This window comes from Chryseobacterium sp. MEBOG07 (genome assembly GCF_021869745.1).
In the GTDB taxonomy this organism is placed as follows: domain Bacteria; phylum Bacteroidota; class Bacteroidia; order Flavobacteriales; family Weeksellaceae; genus Chryseobacterium; species Chryseobacterium viscerum.
Window position 1 is genome coordinate 1,870,518 of sequence record NZ_CP084579.1, and the last position, 24,328, is coordinate 1,894,845.

At 39.9% G+C, this 24,328-nt stretch carries 8 protein-coding genes; 2 read left to right on the forward strand and 6 right to left on the reverse strand.

Going from position 1 to position 24,328, the window contains the following annotated elements; translation table 11 throughout:
- Positions 1–160: 160 nt before the first annotated feature.
- From LF886_RS08610 to glsA, 6 genes are all read right to left on the reverse strand, one after another.
- Positions 161–2,563: a glycosyltransferase gene (locus tag LF886_RS08610; RefSeq protein ID WP_236853718.1), complete on the reverse strand. Its 2,403-nt coding sequence runs from the start codon at positions 2,561–2,563 to the stop codon at positions 161–163.
- Positions 2,556–3,338, reverse strand: coding sequence for an alpha/beta fold hydrolase (locus LF886_RS08615; RefSeq protein WP_236853719.1), 783 nt, complete (start codon positions 3,336–3,338; stop codon positions 2,556–2,558). The genes LF886_RS08610 and LF886_RS08615 overlap by 8 nt, the downstream gene beginning before the upstream one ends.
- Positions 3,329–3,628 carry an acyl carrier protein gene (locus tag LF886_RS08620; RefSeq protein WP_002977699.1) on the reverse strand — a complete coding sequence of 100 codons (300 nt, stop codon included), beginning with the start codon at positions 3,626–3,628 and terminating at the stop codon, positions 3,329–3,331. The genes LF886_RS08615 and LF886_RS08620 overlap by 10 nt, the downstream gene beginning before the upstream one ends.
- Complete coding sequence (locus tag LF886_RS08625; RefSeq protein ID WP_317207669.1) at positions 3,616–7,836, reverse strand: beta-ketoacyl synthase N-terminal-like domain-containing protein; 4,221 nt, start codon at positions 7,834–7,836, stop codon at positions 3,616–3,618. The genes LF886_RS08620 and LF886_RS08625 overlap by 13 nt, the downstream gene beginning before the upstream one ends.
- A gap of 51 nt (positions 7,837–7,887) precedes the next feature.
- Entirely contained in the window at positions 7,888–14,916 is a 7,029-nt protein-coding gene (locus tag LF886_RS08630) for a type I polyketide synthase (protein ID WP_236853720.1), read from the reverse strand.
- A gap of 924 nt (positions 14,917–15,840) precedes the next feature.
- On the reverse strand, positions 15,841–16,854 hold the full coding sequence (gene glsA, locus LF886_RS08635; protein WP_236853722.1) for a glutaminase A: 1,014 nt from the start codon (positions 16,852–16,854) through the stop codon (positions 15,841–15,843).
- 520 nt (positions 16,855–17,374) lie between these two features.
- On the opposite strand from glsA, the gene LF886_RS08640 reads away from it, so the two are divergent.
- Entirely contained in the window at positions 17,375–22,270 is a 4,896-nt protein-coding gene (locus tag LF886_RS08640) for a PKD domain-containing protein (RefSeq protein WP_236853724.1), read from the forward strand.
- A gap of 71 nt (positions 22,271–22,341) precedes the next feature.
- Positions 22,342–24,204 (forward strand): T9SS type A sorting domain-containing protein, encoded by a 1,863-nt coding sequence (locus LF886_RS08645; protein WP_236853725.1) that lies wholly within the window; start codon positions 22,342–22,344, stop codon positions 24,202–24,204.
- The last annotated feature ends 124 nt before the right edge of the window (positions 24,205–24,328 follow it).

Here is a 24,328-nt window from a genome sequence, read left to right on the forward strand (position 1 = left end):
GGGTTCTGTTCCATCCCCCAGTAACATACGTTCACCAAATAGCAATCTTCTTTTCATATGTAGATCTTTATCTTTTTTTAGATCATATGGAATCGTGTTATCTTTATAGATATTTGTTTTTTTAGTATGATGACGATTTCATAGGCAGATATCTAAAGGCTTATACAGAAGCTAATGTTGAATGTTCCTTTACAAAATTTTCTAACAGTTCTACCGCTTTGTCGTTACCTCCGGCAAGGGTGAATGTATTTCGAACCTCCTGGGCTGCAATTCTGTATTTCGGATTTTCCAATAATTCAAAAACGGTTTCGCGAAGCGCATCTACACGCAGTCTTTTGTATCGGATGCTGATTCCGCAACCTGCCTGCTCAATCAGTTTTGCAATATGGAAATGATCATAAGCGATAGGCGTAATCAACATCGGTAACCCGTTACGGAAGGTATCGTTTACAGTATTGAAACCTCCATGGCAAATTACCATATCCATTTGCTGCATCACTGCAGATTGAGGGACGAAGCTGTTCACAATAAAGTTGTCCGGCCACTCTTCAAAGATTTCCGGTGGAGTAGCGGCAATCACGGTTACCGGCTGATCTTTAAATGCTGCGATAATCTTTTCAAAGAATGCCTTTCTGATGTCTACCAACAGCGTTCCCAATGATACGAATATCTTTGGAGTCGTAGAGGCATTCAGTTTATCCCAGTCAAATGGAGCATCGTTGGGACGCCCTTTCACCGGACCTACAAATTTCATATGAGACGGAACGGTTTCAAACCCTGCAAAAGCCTGTGAAGTGAACACCATATTCAGTTTATGAGAATGGATGTAAATACCTTCTTCATGAATACCTACTTCTTTTTGTAAGTCTTTGATCAGGTTCTGCTGCCATTCCCAGATTTTAGGAGCACTTTTTTCCGTATCTCCCATAACATCGGGTGGTACTGGAGTAGTGGTTACACAAGGAATATTATTTTTATGAGCGAAAAGAGCCCCTCCGAAAGTGATACAGTCATTCACGATCACATCAGGCATCCAGCTTTCTGTGAGTCTGGTTAATCCCGGCATCATCATTTTAGCAAAAGGAACATACGTTTCTTCCAATGCCAGTTTCATCACTTCAGGGCCGGAACACGCCGGTCCGTCATCTTGTCTTTTTAAAATGCGGGCAATCTCCTCCTGATACGGAACAAGATCTTCTTCAGGGTAGAAATAAGATCCTCCTTCCGGAATATGTTTGCTGTCTAAAGGGGTAATCCCGAACCATTTTACTTCATGACCACGGGCAATCAGACTTGCTCCCACACTTAACGTAGGACTTACATGTCCGAAAAATGGAGGGATAACGAATAAAAACTTAGATGGTTTTTCAGGTTTTGAAGCCTTCAGTATCGCTTGTTCCAATAAATTGGCTGCAGTAGCTGAACCTCCGGCTTCCACAAAAGACTGTCCCACTTTCTGAGCAGCTTCTTTGTAGCTAGGATTATTCAGAATTTGCTGTACAGCTTCTCTCAGGTGATTTCCTTTAAACCGGTTAAAATTAAGACGTTCACCCGCTTCTGTACGCACCACACGTCCTGCAACATGCGACTGGTCATACGCAATCGGGATCACTACCAAAGGAATACCGTGTGATAATGTTTCGGATACGGTATTGTGACCGCCATGGCAAACCACACCGTCCAGATGAGATAACAGATCCAATTGTGGAACCTGCTGATAGACCATAAAGTTATCCGGCCATTGCTCAAAAAGCTGTGGATCGGAAACCAGGACAACGGTTAAATCTTCATCTTTAAAGGCATCAATTACCTTTTGGAAAAATGCTTTTTTATGATCGTGATCGAAGGTCGTACCAATACTTACTAGGATCTTTTTATTGTTTTTGCTTTTTAATTTTTCCCAATCGAATTCACATGAGATACGTCTTTCGGTAAGAACCGGACCTGTGAATTGATATTGAGCCGGCAGATCCTCCATTTCCCCAAAGAAATAGTTGGAGGTCAAAACAAGAGTCAGAAGATCTGAGGTCGCCAGAGAACGTTCTTCCTGAAAGCCAAGTTCTTTCTGTAGATCGATGATTTGATTCACTTCCCACTCGTGTACTTTTGGCAGTTCATTCATGATTTTAATGGCAGCCGGAGCAGTAACGGAAGTGGCATAAGGAATTCCAAGAGCCTTCGCTGCCACCGGGGCCGCAAATAACTGATGGTCTCCGATAATCAAATCAGGTTGATATGTTTTTAATAAAGAAACAACACCTTTATAGCAATGTCTGTTCAGCGGGATAAGAACCTCTTCGTAAAGGAATTTAACGCTGTCTATGCCGTACACTACTTTTTTGGAAATAATATCGAGATATTGTTCACTTTCTTTCTTTTCTTCGTCGGTCTGATCGTATTGGATCAGTAATAATTTTCCTCCCTCGGGAAGTTTAGCCTCTAAAGTCGGGTCAAGGCTTATCCAGGCTACTTCATGTCCTCTTTCCAGCAGAGTAGCACCGATGCTTAGGGTAGGGTTGACATGTCCTGTCAATGGTGGAACTATAAATGCAAATTTAGCCATGGTTTTGTGTTAAAATTTTAGATAAAAATTGAGAGATCGTTTCAGCAATGAGCTGAGGTTCCTGGATAGGAATATTGTGATCGCCCGGGATTAATTCAAGTTCAGACTGGCTGATTTGAGACTGCAGCCACTCACCGGTAGGTCTGCAGTTGGAATCAGCGCCATAAAGCAATAAAGTGGAAGCTGTCAATCCATTGAAATTAGCTTCATCAAGAAAATGTTTTTCCCTGATCATATCCGCTTTTATGCTGGTCTGATTAAACAGAAATTCATACATACGATGGTTCTTTTCCATTTGTCTTTTGCCCATCTGTACTTTGGTGGTATCCGTAAAATTGGCTACATAATGCTCAAGGAATTCTTTGCTGTATTCATCAATGATGTTACGGGCTTTTTCATCCTGAGGATCCGGAGCTTCCATCACCACGAGCTGATTCACGCGATCAGGATATGCTAATGCTGTTTTTAACGCAATAAGACCTCCGAAGCTATAGCCGACAAGGTGTACTTTTTCCAGTTGAAGGTAATCTATTAAACCCATCAGATCGGATGACATATTGTCAAGGTCGTACCCATCCAAAAAGCGTTCACTCATACCGTGGCTTTTCAGATCGTACATCACCACATGGAAATGCTTTGCCAGCACAGGGGCAATATTGAAATAATAAATGGACAGGTTACTGAACATACCGTGGATGAGTACCACGGTTTGTTCGGCTCCTTTGTTGAGTTCCTGTATATGAACTTGTCTGTTATTGACAGTGATTATTGGCATTCGTAGATATAATTGATGATCATACTAAGGTCAAGATTGATCAGCTGGTCAAGATCCATAGATGATAACCAACCTGTAAAGTCGATCTGATCGCCAAAATGCGCTTTGATCTTTTCAGAGAAAGAGACAATCTCGATGCTGTCCATTTCAAGATCTTTGGTGAATGAACTTTCAGGAGTAATATCCATCTCTTCTACAAATTCAGCACCTATCACTTCAGTAATAAAACCTTTTAATAAAGTAAAAAGTTCTTCGTGGTTCATTTTTAATGTTGCGTTTACAGTGTCCATCCGATAATATAATTTTTATGTTTAATAGTTTTGATTTCAATGTTGTTGATCCACAAGTGATCATCTTTTATCACTTCGACTTCGAAGGCTTTAGGATTTCCTTTCAGTCCTGTTCCCAGGAACTTTCCGTAAGCTTCCTTAGCTACCCAGAAACGGGTGGTCCATTCTGCCTGATCTCTGTCTTTTAATAAGGCTAATTCTTTGTCGGTAAATACCATGTCATAGAATCCGGAGCTGCGTTCTTCCATCAGTTCCATGTCGATTCCTACAGATTTTCCATATCTCGCGATCCCCACTGCTTCTTTTCCTTTGTGAGCTAAAGAAATATGGATGTCTTCTGTAAAATCACTGATGAGGTAAGGTTTCCCCACTTCATCGGAACGGATTTCAAAAGTGATCGGGAAGCAGGCATGATTTTTTTCCTGACGAAGAAGGTTTCTTACGGCATCTTTCACCGCTACACGGCTTACCATCCAGTTTTTCTTCTTGTTGGGTAATAGCTGCTGGTGATGCTGTTTTTCCGTTTGGTTGAAATATCTTTTCAGGATGAAATCCCATGAAGCAACTCTGGTATACGCCTGGTGGAAAAAGAAAACTTCAGGAGCAATCTCCTCCGAAAGACGGTTGTGCAGCGGTGACATGGAAACATTCCATAAAGGAGCATCAATTTCCAGTCTTCTGTTCTGCCATCCGGTAATCGCACACCATACTTTTCCGTCTCTTTTCAGGATGATATCTGCGATGGCAAATTCATCATTAAGCTCGGTCAGCATACAGGTACATTCAAAAATACCTTCCTGATCGTGCATGTCTCCAAAGAATTCAATATCTCTGATTTTTACAGGGAATGCAATACGGTCTTTCACCAAAGTAAGCTGAAGCCAAAGCCCGAATAGTTGTCCTGCATTATCCAGTAAAGAGCCTTTTCCGCCGTTTCCTTTTATTTTTCCTACGATTCCTTTGTCCCCAACGGCTGAAATTTCAGTAATTCCCTGGTATTTATCTCCATGGAACATGTGCATGTCATAAATTTCTTCAGGGGTTCTTTCGATAGGTAAAAGCTCACCGATAGAAAGGTTGAAAGCGGGTGTTGGAACAGGAGAGGTCTTTAAGATTACTTCTGCATTCGCGAAGTTTTCAATATCCAGGTAAGCATGGTTGGCACCACGCCATTCTCCTTTTACGGTTTTTTCGAAAGGCTTGGCTACGTTCATCCATTGGAATACACTTACGTTCATGATTTTATGAACCAATGTTCCCGGGATTTCTGCCTCTGCAATTTCTGCGAGCTGCTCAAAGATCATGGTCATCGGAATAACCGGTTCCATATCGGCTACATGAGCCCATCCTTTAGGCTGTCTCAATAAACTGTGATCGATCAGGTAAGGATGACTTTCCAGCGTGACGTACAAGTCTTTTGAGAAGGTTTTGCTTCTTACTGGTTTTGGAGCTGCATAGGTTACAGGTGCAGGTCTTTGAATGGTAATTTCCGGACGATTTTGGAATAAAGTGAGTACTTCTTCCTGCATACGGATCATATCGGTTACATTGTCCTGGAATGCCTGTACCAGCGGATGACCACTTTTTGTGGCAATTGCTGAAGCAGTTGCGGTATATTGTTTTGGCGTATCAAATGATTGAGCCAACGCTTTCACTTCTTTAAAATTACGGATAATAGGAGAACCTAATTCCAGTTTAATACCTTTTCCTGATGCTCTTTTCGTATGATTCTGAATCTCCAGAAAATCAAGGGCAATCGTCTTTCCTTCTACAAATAATGAAGCCACAACACGTTGTAGCTGTGCTAATGCAGAACGGGTAGGAACGCTGGAAGCAATCGTACTGAAGGCTTTTCCTTTTAAGGTATCATCAATAAATCCGATCAGCCCTCCTGTGCCCACCTGAATGAACACTCTGGCGCCTTCTTCGTATAATCTATCTGTCAGTTCACGGAAACGAACAGGCTGAACCAAATGCTCGGCACTCAGTTTTCTGATCGCTGCCTGATCTGCAGGATAAGGTTCTAATGTGGTAGCAGACCACAATGGTATTTTTGTCTGCTGGAACTGTGCTTTTTCCATTCCTGCAAGGATCACATCTAGTTTATCAGCGATAAATGGAGAGTGGAATCCGGACTGGAACGGCAATACCTGATGGAAAATCTGCTTTGCTTTTAACAAAGGAACTAATTCATCCAACGATGCATTGCTTCCGCAAAGAATCACCTGATTAGGACAGTTGTCATTGGAAACATAAAGGTTTGAAATTTCAGCAATAAAAGGTTTTATGACATCAATTCCGGCTCCTATGGCGATGAATTTTGAATCTTTTAATTCAAATGTTTCAGGATTCAGCACGTCAATTAAGGCTTTTACAGAATTGGCTTCCGCTAATTCTGAAGAGTAGCCAGCCAACCATTCTCCTAAACTGTGTCCTGCATTCATATCAGGGATAATTCCCAGTTTTTTCAGTGAATTATCAAGGATACTGCAGTTGTTGAAGATGTTTAAAGCATCGGTTAAAAGACCTTCACCTTCTGTTTCGATAGGGGCTGCCAGTCCAAAATAACGACTAACACTGTCTACTTCACCTTTTGCTAAACCATCTAAGCCAGGGAATACAAAGGCTACTTTTCCGCCATCTTTTAATAATGGGGTAGAGGTATACCAGATATCCTGTTTGTTTTTCCAGGTAAGGTTTTTGGAAACAATTTTAATCGCTTTTTCTACTCTTGCAGGAGTAGGATCGAATATCGCAACCCTGAAATCTCCTTCACCAATGGTCGTTTCATTATTTTGTAATGCTGAAAGCAGATCTTCATGGGTAGGTCTTGCCAATATCAATACATGATCTTTTTTCGGCATATCATAGCCTTCCAAAACAACGTGGGCGTTGATTCCTCCAAATCCGAAAGCATTCACTGCCGCTACTTTTGGAAGTCCTGTTTTTGACCAGTTTTTGGCTTCCTGTACCGGTTCAAACCTTGTATTCTGCATATCCGAAGTTGGATTTTCACAGTATAAGGTTGGGGGTAAAGTATCGTGATGTAATGCTAAACAGGTTTTAATTAATCCTGCAATTCCTGCAGCTGGCATAGCATGTCCGATATTGGACTTTACAGATCCGATACCCGCTGCCGGAGCCGCTTCTTCTTTTCCGAAGAACTGAGCTAAGGTCTGAAGTTCTGTTTTATCTCCAAGGGGTGTTCCTGTGCCATGAGCCTCAAGATATCCCACTTTATTTTTATCTAAATCAGCATTGATCCAGGCCTGTTCTAAGGCTTTAAGCTGACCTTTCACTGATGGACTCATCACGCTGGTTCCATTACCATCGCTGCTGACGCCCACCCCTTTGATCACAGCATAGATTTTATCCTGATCCCGAACAGCATCTTCCAATCTTTTTAACACGACGAAACCACATCCTTCACCGATCAATAGACCATCAGCATCTATGCTGAACGGTTTGATCTGCTGCTGATGGGACATTGCTCCCAACTGGGCAAAAATACTCCAGAAAGCAGCATTTTGTCCAGTGTGTACCCCTCCTGCGATCATCATATCAGAACGTCCTCTTTGAAGTTCCTGTACGGCATGATCTACAGCGATTAAAGCACTGGCACAAGCTGCATCCACGGTAAAAGCAACACCTCCTAAATCGAAGCGGTTGGCTACCAATGAAGCAACAAGATTAGGGATTAATCCCATAGCCGTATCTGCTGCGAAACGTCCTTTGCGTTCCTGAAAAGCATGTTTTACTTTTTCAATATCTGCAGAAGAAACCTGAGGCAGCAATTCCTGTAATAATGAGGAGATCTGTTCCCCGGTTCTTACAATTTCGATAGCACGGGTAGCACCAGGACCGGTATAGTTTCCTTTACCGATAATGATTCCTGTTTTTTCAAGGGAAGTATTCTTTTGAAATACCCCTGCATCTTCCAGCGCTTTCTGTACCAGATCAAGGGTAAGCAAATGGTCAGGTTCCGTTCCCTGAACAGCCAATGGTAAAATGCCAAATGCTGTAGGATCGAATGTATAATCAGGGATAAACCCTCCACGCTGACAGTAAAAACGGTCAACGGGACTTGTCGCATCACTGAAATGAACCGGATCTATCCGATCCGCCGGAGCCAGCTCGGTAGAATCGACTTTATTGACAATATTCTGCCAAAAGTGTTGGCATCCTGTGCCCCGGGAAAGACACAGGATAGACCAATTACAGCAACATCTGTTTTTTTCATACTTAGTTTATACAGAGTTTTACCAATTATTTCCTGACATGATCAGCACCTGGCTTTCGGTTCCGTATTTTATCTCATTAAGGAAGATTTCTTTCCCTTCATCCAATGGAATCATGGAAATACCTCTACGCTCGTATTCGGATTCAAGGGTGGAAGAAACCATTCCGGCTCCTTTCCAGGGTCCCCAGTTGATAGAGATTACTTTTCCTTTTAATCTTTTGTTTAAAGCATTCGCGTAATCATCCAGTACACTGTTGGCAGCAGCATAATCTGTCTGGCCTTTGTTGCCGTATACGGAAGCAATACTTGAGAACAGAACTACAAACTGGCAGTCTGAGCGAAGCTGTTCAGCCAATACACGAAGTGGTTTCACTTTAGTATCGAATACTCGTCCGAAAGAACTTGTCGTCTTTTGTTTGAATAATTTATCTTCTAAAAGACCTGCTCCATGGATGACTCCGTCTAGACGGTCATATTTTTCGTAAATACTGCTGATCAGGTTCCCTAAACCTTCTTCATCACAAAGGTCTAATGATTGATAAATAATAGTGTTTCCAAGTTCTTCCATATCACGGATGGTGCGTAGGATCTGATTGTTTTTGAAAACTCTTGTCGTTTCTTTTTCTATTTCTGCAGGAGAAGTGAATTTTCCGGACTTGATAAGGAAACTTCTTATTTCTTCCTTGGTTTTCATACCTTCAAATTCCTTCAGAATAGATGCTTCATTTCTAGGGTCAGCGGATCTTCCTACCAGAATATAAGTACAAGGATAGGCCTGAGACATGTGTTTTGCCAATTCTGCAGTAATCCCCTGTGCACCTCCCAATACCAATACTACAGATTTTTGATCTAATTGAATATGAGCTTCACTCAGACTCATTGACAATGGGGAAGGAATGATATCTACTCTGTGTCGCTGGTCATTTTTATAAATAACTTCAGCAGGTTTATCGTTGGTAAGGATCTCTTTTAAAGTGATTTCAGCAATCTGATCTACTTCCTGAGGAGTACTTAGGCTGATGAGTCTGCAGGTGGTATTGTCAAATTCTCTTGCCAAACTTTTGAAAAGTCCCGGATATCCCTGGTGATGGCGTAATACACGTGCATCAGCGATTTCCTGAAGATGCGCAGGAATATCTGAGATGAGATACACCCATTTTACTTTATCAAAATCCAGTTTTTTTATCAAGTCAACGTGGTCGATAATGCTTGGTTTATCAGTTGCTGAGAATAGGTCTAGCATGATCAATCCGTCAACGTTTGAAAGGTCTTTTTCTGTATCTACCAATTCTACGATGGCTCCATGTTTTTCCAATTCGCTTTTAATCGCTGAGGTTTGTTTGCTGTCATCTTGTGTGATAGCGAAACGTTTTCCCTGCAGAACTTCAGTGTTTTGTACCAAAGAAGCATCGGTTGGAGTGATATCGAAACGAAGGCGTGATAGTACATTATTTGTTGTTTCAGGAGTGGCTGTTTCCTTTATTTCATTTTTAACTTCAGGAGTTTCACCGCTCATTTCGTTGATCCAGCTTGCCAAACCACGAAGTGTTTTAATAGCTGCTAATTTTTCCATTACATCATCAGCCTGCTCAAGGTTTTGACCAAAACCAATTTTGGTTTTAAGATCACCGATGATTTCCATACGTTTAATAGAATCAATACTAAGATCTGCTTCCAAATCTAAGTCTAGCCCTAACATTTCTTTCGGATATCCTGTTTTTTCACTTACGATATTCAGAATAGCATTTTGAAGATCTTCAAGTGATAAGGTAGATTGAGCTTGTGGTTGTGATGTGTTAGACTCCACTGCTGAACCATTGTTTTCGGGAGTAGCTGTTTTGTCTGCCCCTGAGAATTCAGTAAGCCATGAAACTAAGCCACTTAATGTTTTGATTCCTGCCAACTGTTCCATAACGGTATCTTCACTGATATTTCCGTTACCCAAAGTTCCGAGTTCGTTACGAAGTGTTCCGATGATCTCAACTCTTTTAATGGAGTCAATACTTAAGTCAGCTTCAAGGTCCATTTCCATCCCCAGCATTTCCTGAGGATATCCTGTTTTATCGCTCACTACCTGTAGTAATAAGGATTTGATATCTCTTGACGGAGCTTGTTTCACAGCCGCAACGGCTACTGGTTTTTCGTGATGAACAGGCTGAACCGGGATAGCAGACATTTGCTGATGAGCAGGAGCCGCAACCGGAGAAGTATATACAGGAGCAGGGAATGCCTGAGGATTCTGTCCCATAAAGGAAAGCATCACATCACGCTGTGCCTGTATCATTAGTTTCATACTGTTTAAATATTCCTGCAGCATACGTTCAGCGGTAGATTGCGCTTCCACTGCAGGGGGCTGGTTATGAGTAGTAAAATTGTTCATGGGAATAGGGTTTGTGAGTGGTAATGCACCATTAGATGGCAAATTACCAGTGGTTGGGTGGGCAGTCTGCCCGTTAACACGCCAGATGGCAGGGCTTTTCTTATAAAGCTCAGGCTGGTTAAGATCAATAACCTTAACACTTCGGCCGTCAAAAAGTTTATCGATATTGAAACTGCGTCCTGTCCCTAAATATTGGGCAAGCATACAAAGGAGATGGGTAAACTTATTTCGGCTGTTGTCTTCAACATATAGGGTAAGCTGATCTTTTTCTAAACAGGATTTTGTCAATCCCGTAAGCACTTTACCAGGTCCTACTTCGATGAATATTCTTGCACCGTCGTTGTACATGGCCTGAAGTTCTTCTACGAATTTTACAGGCTGTACCAAGTGATCGGTAAGTCTTTCTTTTATTTCTGATGGATTCGTAGGATATACTGCTGCTGTAGTATTTGAATACACAGGAATCTGCATTTCTCCAAAAGGAACATCTTGTAATACCTCAGCATATAGACCTTTGGATTTTGCCAGTAATGGGCTGTGGAATGCACAGGCTACTTCCAGTTTTTTTGCTGAAATACCTTCTTGTTTCAGTACTTCCAGTAATTTGTTGATTGCTTCAGTACTTCCTGCAATAACGCACTGAGTAGGAGCGTTGAAATTCACTGGATAGCATCCTTCCACTTTAGCAATGATCGGCTGTAAACGTTCCGGGGTAGCGCTTGCTGCCAGCATTGAGCCTGGATCACCACCTTCCACTGAATCTAAGATAGATTGAGCTCTCTTAATACTTAAGTCAACCAGTTTATCTTCTCCAAATACACCCGCAAAACATAAAGCCGGTATTTCACCATAGCTGTGACCTGCCAGCATATCCGGAACAATTCCTAATGATTCCAGGAACTTAGCTAATGCAAGATCAACAATTCCTAAAAGCGGTTGTGCTAAACGAGTGTCTTTAATGGTTTCTTTTTGCTGTTTTAAATCAGCTTCATTAAAGGTTTTAACCGGGAAAACTACTTTTTCAAGCTCAGGATAGTCATCAATAATCTTACGCATAGCCGGGAAGACTACGAATAGATCACGAGCCATATTGATTCTCTGACTGCCTTGTCCAGGGAATGTGAAAGCGACTTTACCTTCTTTTTTGTTGACTGTAAAGGTATCTTTTGTCTCAATCCCTAGCAGTACTAGTTCAAGCTTCATCATAAGATCCTCAGCGGTATCAGCAACAATACTGAACTGGATTGGCTTTTCTGAGCTGATGCTTAAACTGTAAGCGATATCTTTTAATGGAATACCATCATTAATTTCTAATAAAGCTTTAATCTGACCTGATTGTCCTTTTGCCTCTTCATAAGTATCTCCGCGGAAAACAAATAATTCTGAAGGCCATGACTGCATGACGATTGAATTATCCTGCTTAGGATGATTTGCAATTACTGTATGGAAATTGGTTCCTCCAAATCCGAAGGCACTGATTCCTGCATAACGGTTTTTCTCACCCCATAATCCACTTTCTGCATGGAATGCAAATGGACTGGTTTCAGCATTGTAATAAGCATTAGGCTGCTGAAGATGAAGGGTAGGTGGTTTTACACCATGATATACTGCAAGGGAAGCTTTAATTAATCCTGCCAATCCTGCCGCACATTTGGTATGTCCGATCTGTGTTTTCACAGAACCTAAATGAGTCTGTCCAGGTAATGCCCCTGAACGGCTGAACAAATTAGTTAATGCACTTAATTCTGTTTTGTCACCTACAACGGTTCCTGTACCGTGAGCTTCCACTAAACCTACAGAAGCAGCACTAATCCCAGCTTGGGAATAAGCACGTTCCAGTGCTCTTACCTGGCCTATTTGTCTTGGAGCAGTAAGCCCAAGAGCTTTTCCATCACTGGATCCGCCAACTCCTTTGATGACTGAATAAATACGGTCACCATCGCGTACTGCATCTTCATATCTTTTTAGTACCAGGATTGCAATACCCTCTCCAAGAGCAATACCGTCTGCATCACTGTCGAATGTAGCACATCTTCCTTTTCTTGATAAAGCATGCGTGCTGGAGAACATCAGGTAATCATTGATACCATTATGTAAATCTGCACCTCCTGCAAGAACCATGTCAGATTTGCCCAATACAAGTTCCTGGCAAGCCAGATCAAGAGCTGCTAAAGAAGAAGCACAAGCCGCATCTACAGTGAAGTTTCTACCACCAAGATCCAGGCGGTTCGTAATCCTACCTGCGATTACGTTGGCAAGAATTCCCGGGAATGAATCTTCTGTGGTATGTGGGAAAGCTTCTTTTACTTCTTCATGAAGTTCTCCGAAAACCTGCTTATAATATCCTCTGAAACTATAGCTGTTGGCAAGGTCATTACCACCTTCAGCCCCTATAATTACAGAAATGTTGTCTCTGTTGATGTGTTTTTCACCATATCCGGCATCTTCCATCGCACGTTTTGCCACCAATAAGGTCAACAATTGTGTAGGTTCAATGGCTGCAAGGGATTGTGGCGGAATTCCGAATGCTAATGGATCGAAATCAATTTTAGGAATGAATCCTCCCCATTTGGAGTGAGAGACATCCGGTCCGTCAGAATCAGGATGGTAATATAGTTCTTTATTCCATCTTTCATCCGGTACTTCGGTAACACTGTCTTTTCCTAAAATAATATTTCTCCAGTATTCATCAAGGTTTTTAGCACCAGGGAAGATACATTCCATCCCTACGATAGCGATGTCCAGTGGTTTTTCCATTGAAACCGGTTCTTCTGACAAGGCAGCATTCTGAACATGCTCGTAATTGTCAACGATGCTTTGATGAAGAGCTGCAAGGGAGATCACACGATTATGCATCGTAGCTACCTGCCCGATCATATACATTCCTAAGTCAAGTTGATCATCCTTAGGAATATTAACAAGTTTGTCACCCTGACGTTCTATACCTTTAGCCGCAATACGTAAACGGCCTACATTTAATTTTTCAAGCTGTTCCCATACCTGTTTTTTATCCATTCCGGCAGCAAGAAGTTTTGTTTTCTCTGTATTGAAATGGTTGGCGAATGCGGTGTTTAGGCAACGCGTTTCATGTCCCGGAGCTGTTTCCAATAGGACCGTATCTTTTGCCTGCATTGCCTGTGCCTGGAATTCTTCCTGAATGGCTCCGGTCTGTACAGCTTCATGAGTATACAGATAAGCGGTTCCCATCAACACTCCAATTTTTACTCCTCTTGCAGCTAATGGTGCTGCCATGATAGAAACAAATGCCGTTGAAAAAGCGTTATGGATTCCACCTGCAAAAAAGACGCTGATTTTTTCAGGATGATCTTCTTTTAAGATACGTTCTATTTGTTTTTCCCAAAGCACTGTGCTTGAGAGCGGGCCTACATGGCCTCCGCACTCACGTCCTTCAAAAATGAAATTCTTGGCACCTTCTTTCAGAAAAATATCCAGAAGGGCAGGGGATGGAACGTGTAAGAAGGATTTTATTCCTGCTTTTTCAAACACTTTAGCTTGAGCGGGTCTTCCACCTGCGATCAAAACGACAGGAGGTTTCGCTTCTAATATATAAGAGGTCTGTTCTTCTCTTAATTCTTGCGGTGCAAATCCAAGAATCCCTACACCCCATGTTTTTTCACCGGCAAGTTGTTTGGTATCCATCACCAAAGCTTTTGCAGATTCTCCTTTCAATAAGGACAGCGCAACAAAAGGTAAGGCTCCGGCATCAGCAACAGCATTGGCAAATAAAGGAACATCACTCACACGGGTCATAGGACCTTGAGCAATAGGGTAGCTCAGACCCAATTCCTTAGCCATATTGTTATCTTTATCAATAACCTTCAAAGCTTTTGCCTGCTTCAGATGCCCATACATGGCTTCTTTAAATCCGAAAATCAGTTTTTTCAGAGTTTTGAAGTCTTCATAGAGGTCTGTTGCCAGCGAAATGTCTTGCCCCATCGGGATATAACATGTACTAAGATCCCAACCGGTAAAGTATTGTTTCAGATCTTCTGCCGTTGCATTTTCAGGTAATGCAGGTGAGTTGGGTCTTACCAATACGCGATGGTTCGCGATCACCTTAGTTTCTGTACCATTCAGTTTTGAGTATACATCTTTCAGTTCGTTAGGAACTGAACTTTCGGGAAACAAGGCCAACTGGCTGTCCAGTACAACTCCTGTTGCTCCTAATGCTTTAAACGCCGCTGCGGTATGGAGACCTATTCCTCCCTGTACCCACACCGGAATGTTCTGGATTTCTTTGATCACACGCTGGAATAATATAAATGTAGATTCATAGCCTACCAGCCCACCTGCTTCATTTCCTTTTATAATGATTCCTTCTGCTCCCAGTTGTTCAGCCTGTCTGGCTTCTTCCACACTGCTTATTTGATAAACGATAGGCAGGTTGGAAGGGTTTGACATTCCGAACGGAAGGATCGCAAATCTTACTTTTTCAGGAATTTGAAGAGATGTGAAATTGTCGTTAGAAAAATAAATACCATACGATGGTACGTCTATCTGGTCAAGTTGATGTAACGCTTCCTGTGCGGCTGTCAACTCATTTCCTAAACTTAGAACGGGAAATGCACCCGCCTGATGTAGTCTAGGGATAAGGTTAACGTCCGGTTTTTCAAAAGGCGTCAGTCCAATAATGGTTAGTTTTTTCATGGCGTGATAATTATTGAATGATAGCAAGAGCTTCATAACAAAATGCTGTGCCTTTCGGTAATAAGGCAGTTGCTTTTTCTGTTATGATATAATAAAATTGGTTTTTGTTAAATCGTCAACGGTTTGATTCGTTTTGTAGTAACTTTTCAATAATCTATTACTTTTTAATAGATTGTTTGATAGTAGGGTGATTTCCGGTTTTTCAAAAGGCATTAGCCTGATTTTAGTCAAGTTTTTCATAGCATTTACGGTATAGAAATGATTAATGATATCTCATAACAAAACATCAATATCATCGGTATAAACGACGATATCCCGTTATGAGGAAATAAAAATAATAAAATTATAATATATCTTTAATCATAAAAGCAATTTGATAATGATTTTTAATAGAAAAATATCAATTGTTCAAATACCATTAAAGTATATTTATTGTTTTCTTATTCTTAGAAACGTGACGATACAATATTAGTAATTTTAAATATAAATAGTTATAGTTAAAAAAATGTTAAGCAAATATAGGAATAAAAAATAAAATATTTCAAAAAAGGGAGATTTGTTTTCGGGTATATTACAAAAAGATAATATACCATGAATAAGGTCCGGAAATGTCAGAATACCCTTTATCAATATGATAAAACGGATAGGTGAATTTATGTAAAATTAATCAATAAATTGTGATTTAATCTGAATTATTTATGAATTTTATCTATCATTTTGATAAATAAACAGATAGGAATTTTAACAAATAATTAAATTATATTTTCGAAATTCATAAAAAAACAGTAAGTATCTGATATACTTACTGTTTTTGAATAGGTTGATCGTTAAAGATTTTTCCAATTAATAACCTTTAAAAGGTTGTTTCAGATCAATTATAGACCAATATTGTTTATTAAGTGTAAATGAATAGGTTGTTAAAATTTAAAATATACTTAATCCATATTGTTTCGCCAGGTCTAAGATCATATGGTATCCGGCTAATGAATTTCCATGCTGATCCAGAGCGGGGCTGAATACACCAATTCCAATTTTTCCGGGAACGCTTACCGTAATTCCACCACCTACGCCAGATTTGCTGGGCAGTCCTACCATTCTGGAATATTCGCCACTGAATTCATACATTCCAGCCGTTAGCATCTGTGATTCTACTAATTTTGCCATGTCAGTATTCTTATAAGTGGAATCACCATCAAATCTTACACATTGGTTGGCAAAGAAATATCCTATTTTCGCCAGATCTTCAGCAGTAAGCTCAATAGAGCATTGTTTGAAATAGTTATCCAGCTGATCCTCGTTTCCTGAAATCAATCCACTGTTTTTCATAATATAAAACATCCCACGGTTACGGTGTCCTGTTGATTTTTCAGACTCATAAACAGATTTGTTATAATCTATTGTTTGATTTTTGGTAATGTATCTTACCATGTCCAGTATTTTAAGGAATGGTTTCTCACCTTCTCCTGAAATTAATGAAGTGGTAAGGATAGCTCCTGCATTCATCATTGGATTAAGGGGCTTACCTGTAGTTTCAAGATTGGAAAAATGATTAAAAGGTTTATCAGAACCGAAATATCCCATTTTGTCAAAAATATGGGCTTCTCCTTTTTCATTAACGGCAACCATTAATGATATAATTTTGGAAATACTCTGCATGGTGAATTTTTTATTTACATCACCGGTGCTGAATACTTTGCCATTTTTGTCTACCACTGAAAAAGCAATTGCTTTAGCATCCATTTTCCCCAGTTCAGGAATGTAATCTGCCACTTTGCCTTGTGTATAATAGGATCTGTTTTTCTCCAGAATAGTATTGAGTGTTTTTTCCGAAATAGTTGAAATGTCCGCTGTTTTCTGAGCGTAAACGATTGTGTTTAAAGATAGAAAAGCTGCGGTAAAAATTCCTTTTGCAGAAAATAAAAAGCTGTTGTTTTTCATAGGGAAGATCTTCAAATAAAATATTTATGATAAGCCTCGAAAAACAAAGATAAAGTATTTTAATCTTGTCAGCAATTCTCCTTTATGATACGCATAGATGTTTGTAGTGTTTCGTTATAAAGCAGAATATAAAGATCCCATAAAAGCTTGTTGTAAGAGTAAGTATGGTATTTAAAAATGGTGTGTTTTTCTTGTTGTTTTGAATATGATTAATTTTAATGTAAATCTCATTTTTTTAGGAAAAAATACACAAATTTAATTATTAGTCATTGTTTTGGTTTTTAATATGATTAAAATATAGGATTTTCTTTGTTGAAAAACCGTCTAAAACGTTCGTAATTGGGGAATTCTTAAATTTTTTAGCATAACTAATATATAGGTGAAATAACATATACGCAGGAATTTGTGTATATTGTTGGGTATGAACTGTGAAAGAATGTTATTTTTTCACTATTAAATGATTTTTGTATTATTTTTTTTATTAATTTGACAAAAAATTAATAACACTTTTTTAATAACTATGAAAAACAACACCTATTTTGGTAGGCAGCACGTCTTTAGATGGCTCCTGCTATGTTGGCTTTTGGTGCCGTGGGCACTACAAGCACAAGCTCAAATTACATGGACCGAACAGGTCGGATGCCAGGAATTCAGAGGCGAAAAAGAAGGTCAGATCCCTGACAACGGAATCGCCAGTTCCTACATCAATTCTTCCCAGTGCCTCCGGGTCTGCGAAAAATCATTAGACCCTGTCAAATATCTGGTTCAGGGATCCAACGTTTCTAATGTACAATGGTCGGTTTCAGGAGGAACTGCTACCATTACCGGAACCGGGAATACCTTAGCGTATGTTACGTGGGGAGCTGCCGGTAATGGTTCTTTACAGGCTGTGATCACTTACAACGACGGAACTGTGGAAACACAGACCATCTGTATTGAAAAAATCAACAGACCTATTGCTAAATTTGAATTGTTAAATCTGGATTATACCGTATGTAATAATACAGCGGTGTATTTTGATAACCTTTCTGAACAGAACGGAGGGTCAGATATTGTCAATTATTACTGGCAATTCGGAGATGGAGTAACTTCCACTTCCACCGCTTTTGAGCCATCTCACACCTACACGACTTCTGGTAATTATACGGTTCAGCTTACTGTAACCAATAAGTGCGGATGTCAGAGTAAATTTAAAAAAGAGATTAAGGTACTGAAATCTTATCCTGTACAGATCAACTGTGCTTCTGTAGTATGCGAAGGAAGCAGAGAGAAGTACAATGCACAGGATGGATGTAATAAAGGACAATGGAAAGTTATCGGTGGACAAATTGTTGCCAATAACGGTAACGACATTGAAGTAATTTGGGATCAGGTAGATCCGCTTGACGGTTTCGGGTATGTAATGTACATGTCTGAATGTGCTTGTCCTGAATGGACTACTATTAAAATCCCTGTGATTTTAAAGAATGCAAAAGTGAAAGGTCAGGAAGTGGTATGTGCTGGTAAGCAATATACCTATTCAATTCCTCAATGGCCTACAACCAGCGTTAAATGGAATGTATCAGGCCCTGCAGGAGGTCAGTTGGTGAATACTCAGCAGAGAAACGAAATTGTTTTCTCAGCAAGTCAACCAGGTACTTATCATCTTGAAGCAACGTATTTCAACACTCTGTTATCATGTGAAGGAACTGCTTCTATTGATATCGTAGTAGAAACACCGGTAGCGATAAGCGGTGGTGCAGATGAAATCTGTGCAGGAACAAGCCAGACATTTACAGCTACACCTAATGTACCTGTTATCTGGAAAGTAACTACTGGAGGTTCTACTGTCACATCGGGAGTAGTATCCGGACCATTTACTTATCCTTTTACAACAGCAGGTACTTATACTATTACTGCTGTTAAGCAAGGTGGAGGTTGTGAAAGCAACTCAAGAATTATTAAGGTATTACCAATTCCACAGCCGCCTACAGGAACTATTTCAGGAGAGACTAAAGTATGTCCTGGAAAACCTTATGTGTACACCATCAGTTCTGTTGATGCAGGAATGGTACCAGTTTGGAGCGTTACCAACGGAACGATCCAGGGTAGTAATGCAGGACCTTCTGTAACGGTTATATTTAATGCTGGTGCTTCATCATATACGGTGTCTGCACAGAATAAATCGATGAGTAATGCAGGTTGTCTATCGGCTCCAATTTCGTTCAATGTAGCGCCATTGGATCTTAATACGATTACGATTAATCCTAACCCAGGGCCTTTCTGTCCAAGTAGTACTCAGACTTTCAGTGCAAATCTGAATGGAATTGTTCCAGACTTTATGGAATGGACGTTTGGAAGTACAAACTTCGGAAGTGTTGTAGGTGGGCAGGGTACAAATAATATTACTGTAAACTTCAACGAAATTTCTTTAACAAGCAATACTACGCTGAACTTAAGAATTGTGAAATGTGGAGTAACAAAAGATATCAGTATTCCAATATCTTTATTAACGCTTCCAACAGTTAGTTTTACGAATGTAGGGGGGCTTTGTTTAGGTTCGAATCTGTCTTTCACTGTAAATCAGGGAACGATCACTTCGGCTACAAATGTTACTTTCACATTTGCTAACGGAACGACATTTACTACAGCTTTCAATCCAGCTGGAAATTATAGTTTCCCAAATAATGGGTATATCTCAAATACTTCAGGAAGTAATGTTTCCCAGGTAGTTACTGTGACTTATTCTGGAACTAACGGATGTAACTATAAGCCTACAGCAAGTGCTACCTTTACTATATATCCTGAAACCATTATTACGGTTTCTCCGGTATATAATATTCTAGTATGTGATCCTACAACAATGACACCGTATACTCTTACGGCTAACAGTTCTACGGGACTTACTAATATTGTATCTTGGCAGTGGTATAAAAATAATGGAATCATACCAGGTGCTACAACGAACTCATACACCATAGGGGGGGCAGGTGCTTTTGGAACCTATAGAGTACAGGCAGTAGATATTAATGGTTGTGTGGTTTCCTCACAAAATATTAATGTGAGCCAGCTATGTCCAAGCAGCGGAACTTGTAATACAGATCCTCAGATCAACTTTGCTGCTTCATGGTCAGGTTGTAATACGATTTCTGTTTCAGGCTTAACGTATAATGGAACTCCTAATGAGATCCAATGGTCATCAGACAGCGTACTTACTTTAACTTCCCCTCAAGGGCAGCCTACAGCAACGTATCAGACTAATCTTGCAGGAGCACATATTGTTTTTGTACGTCTTAGATATGGTGCATGCTGGTACAGCAAAGCAGTAGAAGTAAGAAAGAACTACGAGCCTAAATTCAATGTAAGTACAGTATGTAATGGAAGTGGATACAATGTGACTCTGTTTAATAGTTCTACTATATTTGAGATCAATCCGTCATCTATTACTTATACATTTACGAGTCCGGGTCAGCCAACCCAAACAGGACAGACAGCTACTTATAATAATCTTGCGCCAGGTACTTATACCTTCACAATGACAATGTCTGCACCTGGTAAACCAACGTGTACTACTACGCAGACTATTACATTGGCAGCGGTACCTAGTACAGATTTCCTGATTCCATTTGGATTGTGCGTACGTGAACCGATTACTTTCTCTCCTTTAGCGTATGTTTCAGGGTATACATATACTTGGTTATTTGATGGTACTGCGTATGTTTCTCCAGGAGCAAATGCAACGGTTACTTATAATACAAGTGGTGCGAAAACAATTCAGTTAAGAATCACGAGTCCTCAGGGATGTGTATATCTTTCTCCGATTAAAAATATTAATGTTAATGAAGCTTTACTTAGTGGTAATTTAATACCTATCAATGCAGTTGCTTGTGCAGGAAGCGCCCCGACTATTACATTTAATAATACTTCAATTGGAACTATTTATCAATATATCTGGATGAATGGTAACCAACCGGTACCAGGAGCACCAAACTCAGCAAGTTTTACTCCGACTCAGTCAGGAACTTATTGGCCGGTATTGGTGTCAACAGATCTTTGTAGAACAAGTATTATGAGTACTAATCCGGCAACAGTAACGATTAAAAATGCTCCATATGTTAACATATCAGGAACAGCTAATATCTGCCAAGGATCTTCTACGACACTTAGCGGTCTTGTAACGGATAATACGTTGCAATACCAATGGAAGAAAAATGGTGCTCTGGCATCAGCTGCATGGGCGTCTGGTCCTTATCCAATTAGTTTCAATACAGGATCGTTAACAGCAGGTACATACGTCTTTACTCTTGAAGTAAGAACTCCAGGAGCATCAGGATGTGTAAGTTCTAAAAACTTTACCGTTACAGTAAGTGCGCCACCATCACCGGTTACGATAGCTTACAGTTTGGTGAGCTGCCAGCCTTATAGAATTAAGCTAACTGCATCAGGACCATCTGCAGGAAATTATAACTGGAGCAATGGAATGTCAGGTCAGTCAATTACTGTAAATGAAGGAGGTGCTTATCAGGTTATCTATACTGCGCCAAGCGGTTGTAAAGTATCTAATTATGTAGAAGTACCATTAAGTCTTGAAAGTCTTATGTGGGTATTCCCTACAGGATGCTATGACGAATGTCTTAGAGAGAAGAATTATATTCTGGGACCAAAAGGAGTATTTGATCACCATGATTGGATGTTGTTCGGAAACAGCATTCAGACTGGAAACAATAATTTCATTTTCCCATTATATATTGGAGCTCCGGGTACCTACCAATTACAGGTTAATCATTTAGGATGTCAGTATACATCGGGCACCATGAATTACTATCCAGGTAAAGAATGTGGATACGAAACAGATTGTAAGATTGAAGGAGGAATTAAAGGGATGAAGTGGGTTGGAGATCATTACGCTGTTTTTGGTACAATCCACAATGCAGGAGGTCAGCCAATAAGTCTTAACGTTTCAAGTGTTAATGGATATGGAACTTATATTCCGTCTATCATTACGATTCCGGCGGGAGGTATGTATGATATGAATGCTAATCCATTGGCATTCTATCCAAATCCAAATTTCCAAGGAGCGGATGAGGTCTTATTCTCTAATGAAACGTGTAAGTTTAGTACCAAAGCGGTAGATCCGGACTGGATGGGTATGAGAAGTGCATCAAGAAGCGTTACCGTTACTGCGGTTTCTTCTCTGAAAATGATACCAAATCCTGCGAAGGAAAAAGTGAAAATCTCGTATAATACAGGTAATGAAAAATTACTGGCAAAACAGATTACAGTTTTTGATGCCATGGGCAATATCAAATTCCGTAAAGAAGTGAAAGCGGCTTCCGGAGAGGTAGACGTGGAAATTTCCAGCTGGTTGCAAGGTGTTTACATTGTCATTGTACAAACGGGAGACACATCATTACAAGGAAAACTAATTAAAAATTAGTGACTTATAAATCAGTGCTCTCTTCGGAGAGCGCTGTTTTTTTATAGTATATGATAATTAAATGAATTTATATGATACAATTAAAAAACAAACTGTGGGGATTACTTCTGATATTACCGGCTTTATCATTTAGCCAGACTTACCAATGGCAATGGGGAAGGCAGGCGGGGGGGCAAGTGGGTTCAGTTGATGGAGGATTTAATTATCAGTATGATGAATCTATTCGGGATATTGTAGTAGATAACAATAATAATACCTACTATTTGACAAGTGTATGGAATGGAGATCAAAATCTGAACGGGGTATCTGTGCCTAATTATGGACTTCGTGACCTGATGCTGTTTGCTACAGATTGTCAGGGTAATATATTGTGGTCTACAACGGTAGGAGGATCCGGAGATGGTGAGAATGCATGGCATATTGAGGTGGACAATAATGGTGGGTTATATGTAATGGCTACACTCTATAATAATTCTTATGTAGGGGATCCGAATGCTGTTCCTATGCATTTTGATGTCACTCATACAATACCATTGTATACCTATTATGATCAGACGATAGATCCTGCACATAAAGCGGCTTATTTACTGAAGTATAATACCTCTAATGGTAATCTGGCATGGAGCAAGGCTTTGCAGGGAGATATAAATTATCCTACCCGTGATTGCGATGTTCAGATGATGTACATGGATTCATCCAAAAATATTCATGCGGTGATGGGCTTTAAAGCAGGAACCCATTTAGATGGTTTGATTACCGTACCACCTTCCTATACCTCATCATTCCAATATTACCTGGTTAAATTTAACTATAATAACGGCAGTATGACACCTGTTGCTCCGTTGCTTTTACCTATAACAGGAGGATTAAGAGCGGGAGGAACCGATGGTAAAGTGAACTTACTTTATGATGAAAGCTTAAATCGCTATTATCTGGCAGGAAAAAGAATGATTGGAAACTATGGATCTGCGATGGAAAGTTTCTCGTACAATAATATTCCGTTTACAAAGAATGCTTATGTGCTTGCTTTTAATGGAAGTACAGGAGCGGAGTTATGGAGAAAAGAATTTGATAATAGCTTGCCAGGATTTATGGATGATGAAATTCATTCTGTTATCAAAGGTTCAGGCTCTTCTGATATTTATATTTCTGGACGTTATTTTTCCGGAACTGTTCCAACGACTTTCGGAAGTTACTCTTTTCCTGTACAAAATTACCAGGGGCAGACTCCTTTTGTGATGAAGCTTAATGCGGATGGGGTAGTACAGTGGGCAAAAGTTCCAGACGGGCTTACAAGCTTTTCCGCTTACCGTTTCATGAAAGGGAAAATTGCTCTTAATGGCAATGAATTAGGATTTGCTAAAGGAAGCTGGAATGAGGTTTGGGGAACTTATTCGATGGTTCGTCCTAATGGAGATCTGGCAGATCCTCTACTGGTACGTTTTAATAAAGATACAGGAGCTGTAATTGGTACCGGGGAGATTCATAGTAATTTTCAGGTTCAGGATGAATTTACAGCAATTGCTGTAGATAAAGATGGAAATTATGTATTAGGCGGTCTTTTTCATGACCAGCTGTTTACAGATTCCAATGATAATGTCAATACGATGACGGTGAACGTAACGGGAGGAAAATCCCAGTCTTTCATTACAAAATATGCTAAATCAGCATGCAGTCAGATGTCGGTAGAAGAAACATCTGTTCAGGCAGGAATACAATTATATCCTAATCCGGTGCAGGATGTGTTGAATATCAGAAGTAAAGAGCCTTTGGTTTCCTATGAAATCTTTGGTACTACAGGACAATTGATAAAACAAGGAACTTTGAATATGATGCAGGAACAGGTAGTATTATCTTCTCTTCAGACAGGAGTATATTACATTAAACTTAAAACAAAATCTTCTACAGTAACAGAAAAAATATTGAAGAAGTAAAAACAAAACTGGAAATTAATAACCTTATATACGAACAGCATTCTCCTAAAGAGGATGCTGTTTTTTTATATTCTAAAGGAATGATTTATGCTTTTCTTTTGATGTTTAAGATAATAATATAGCA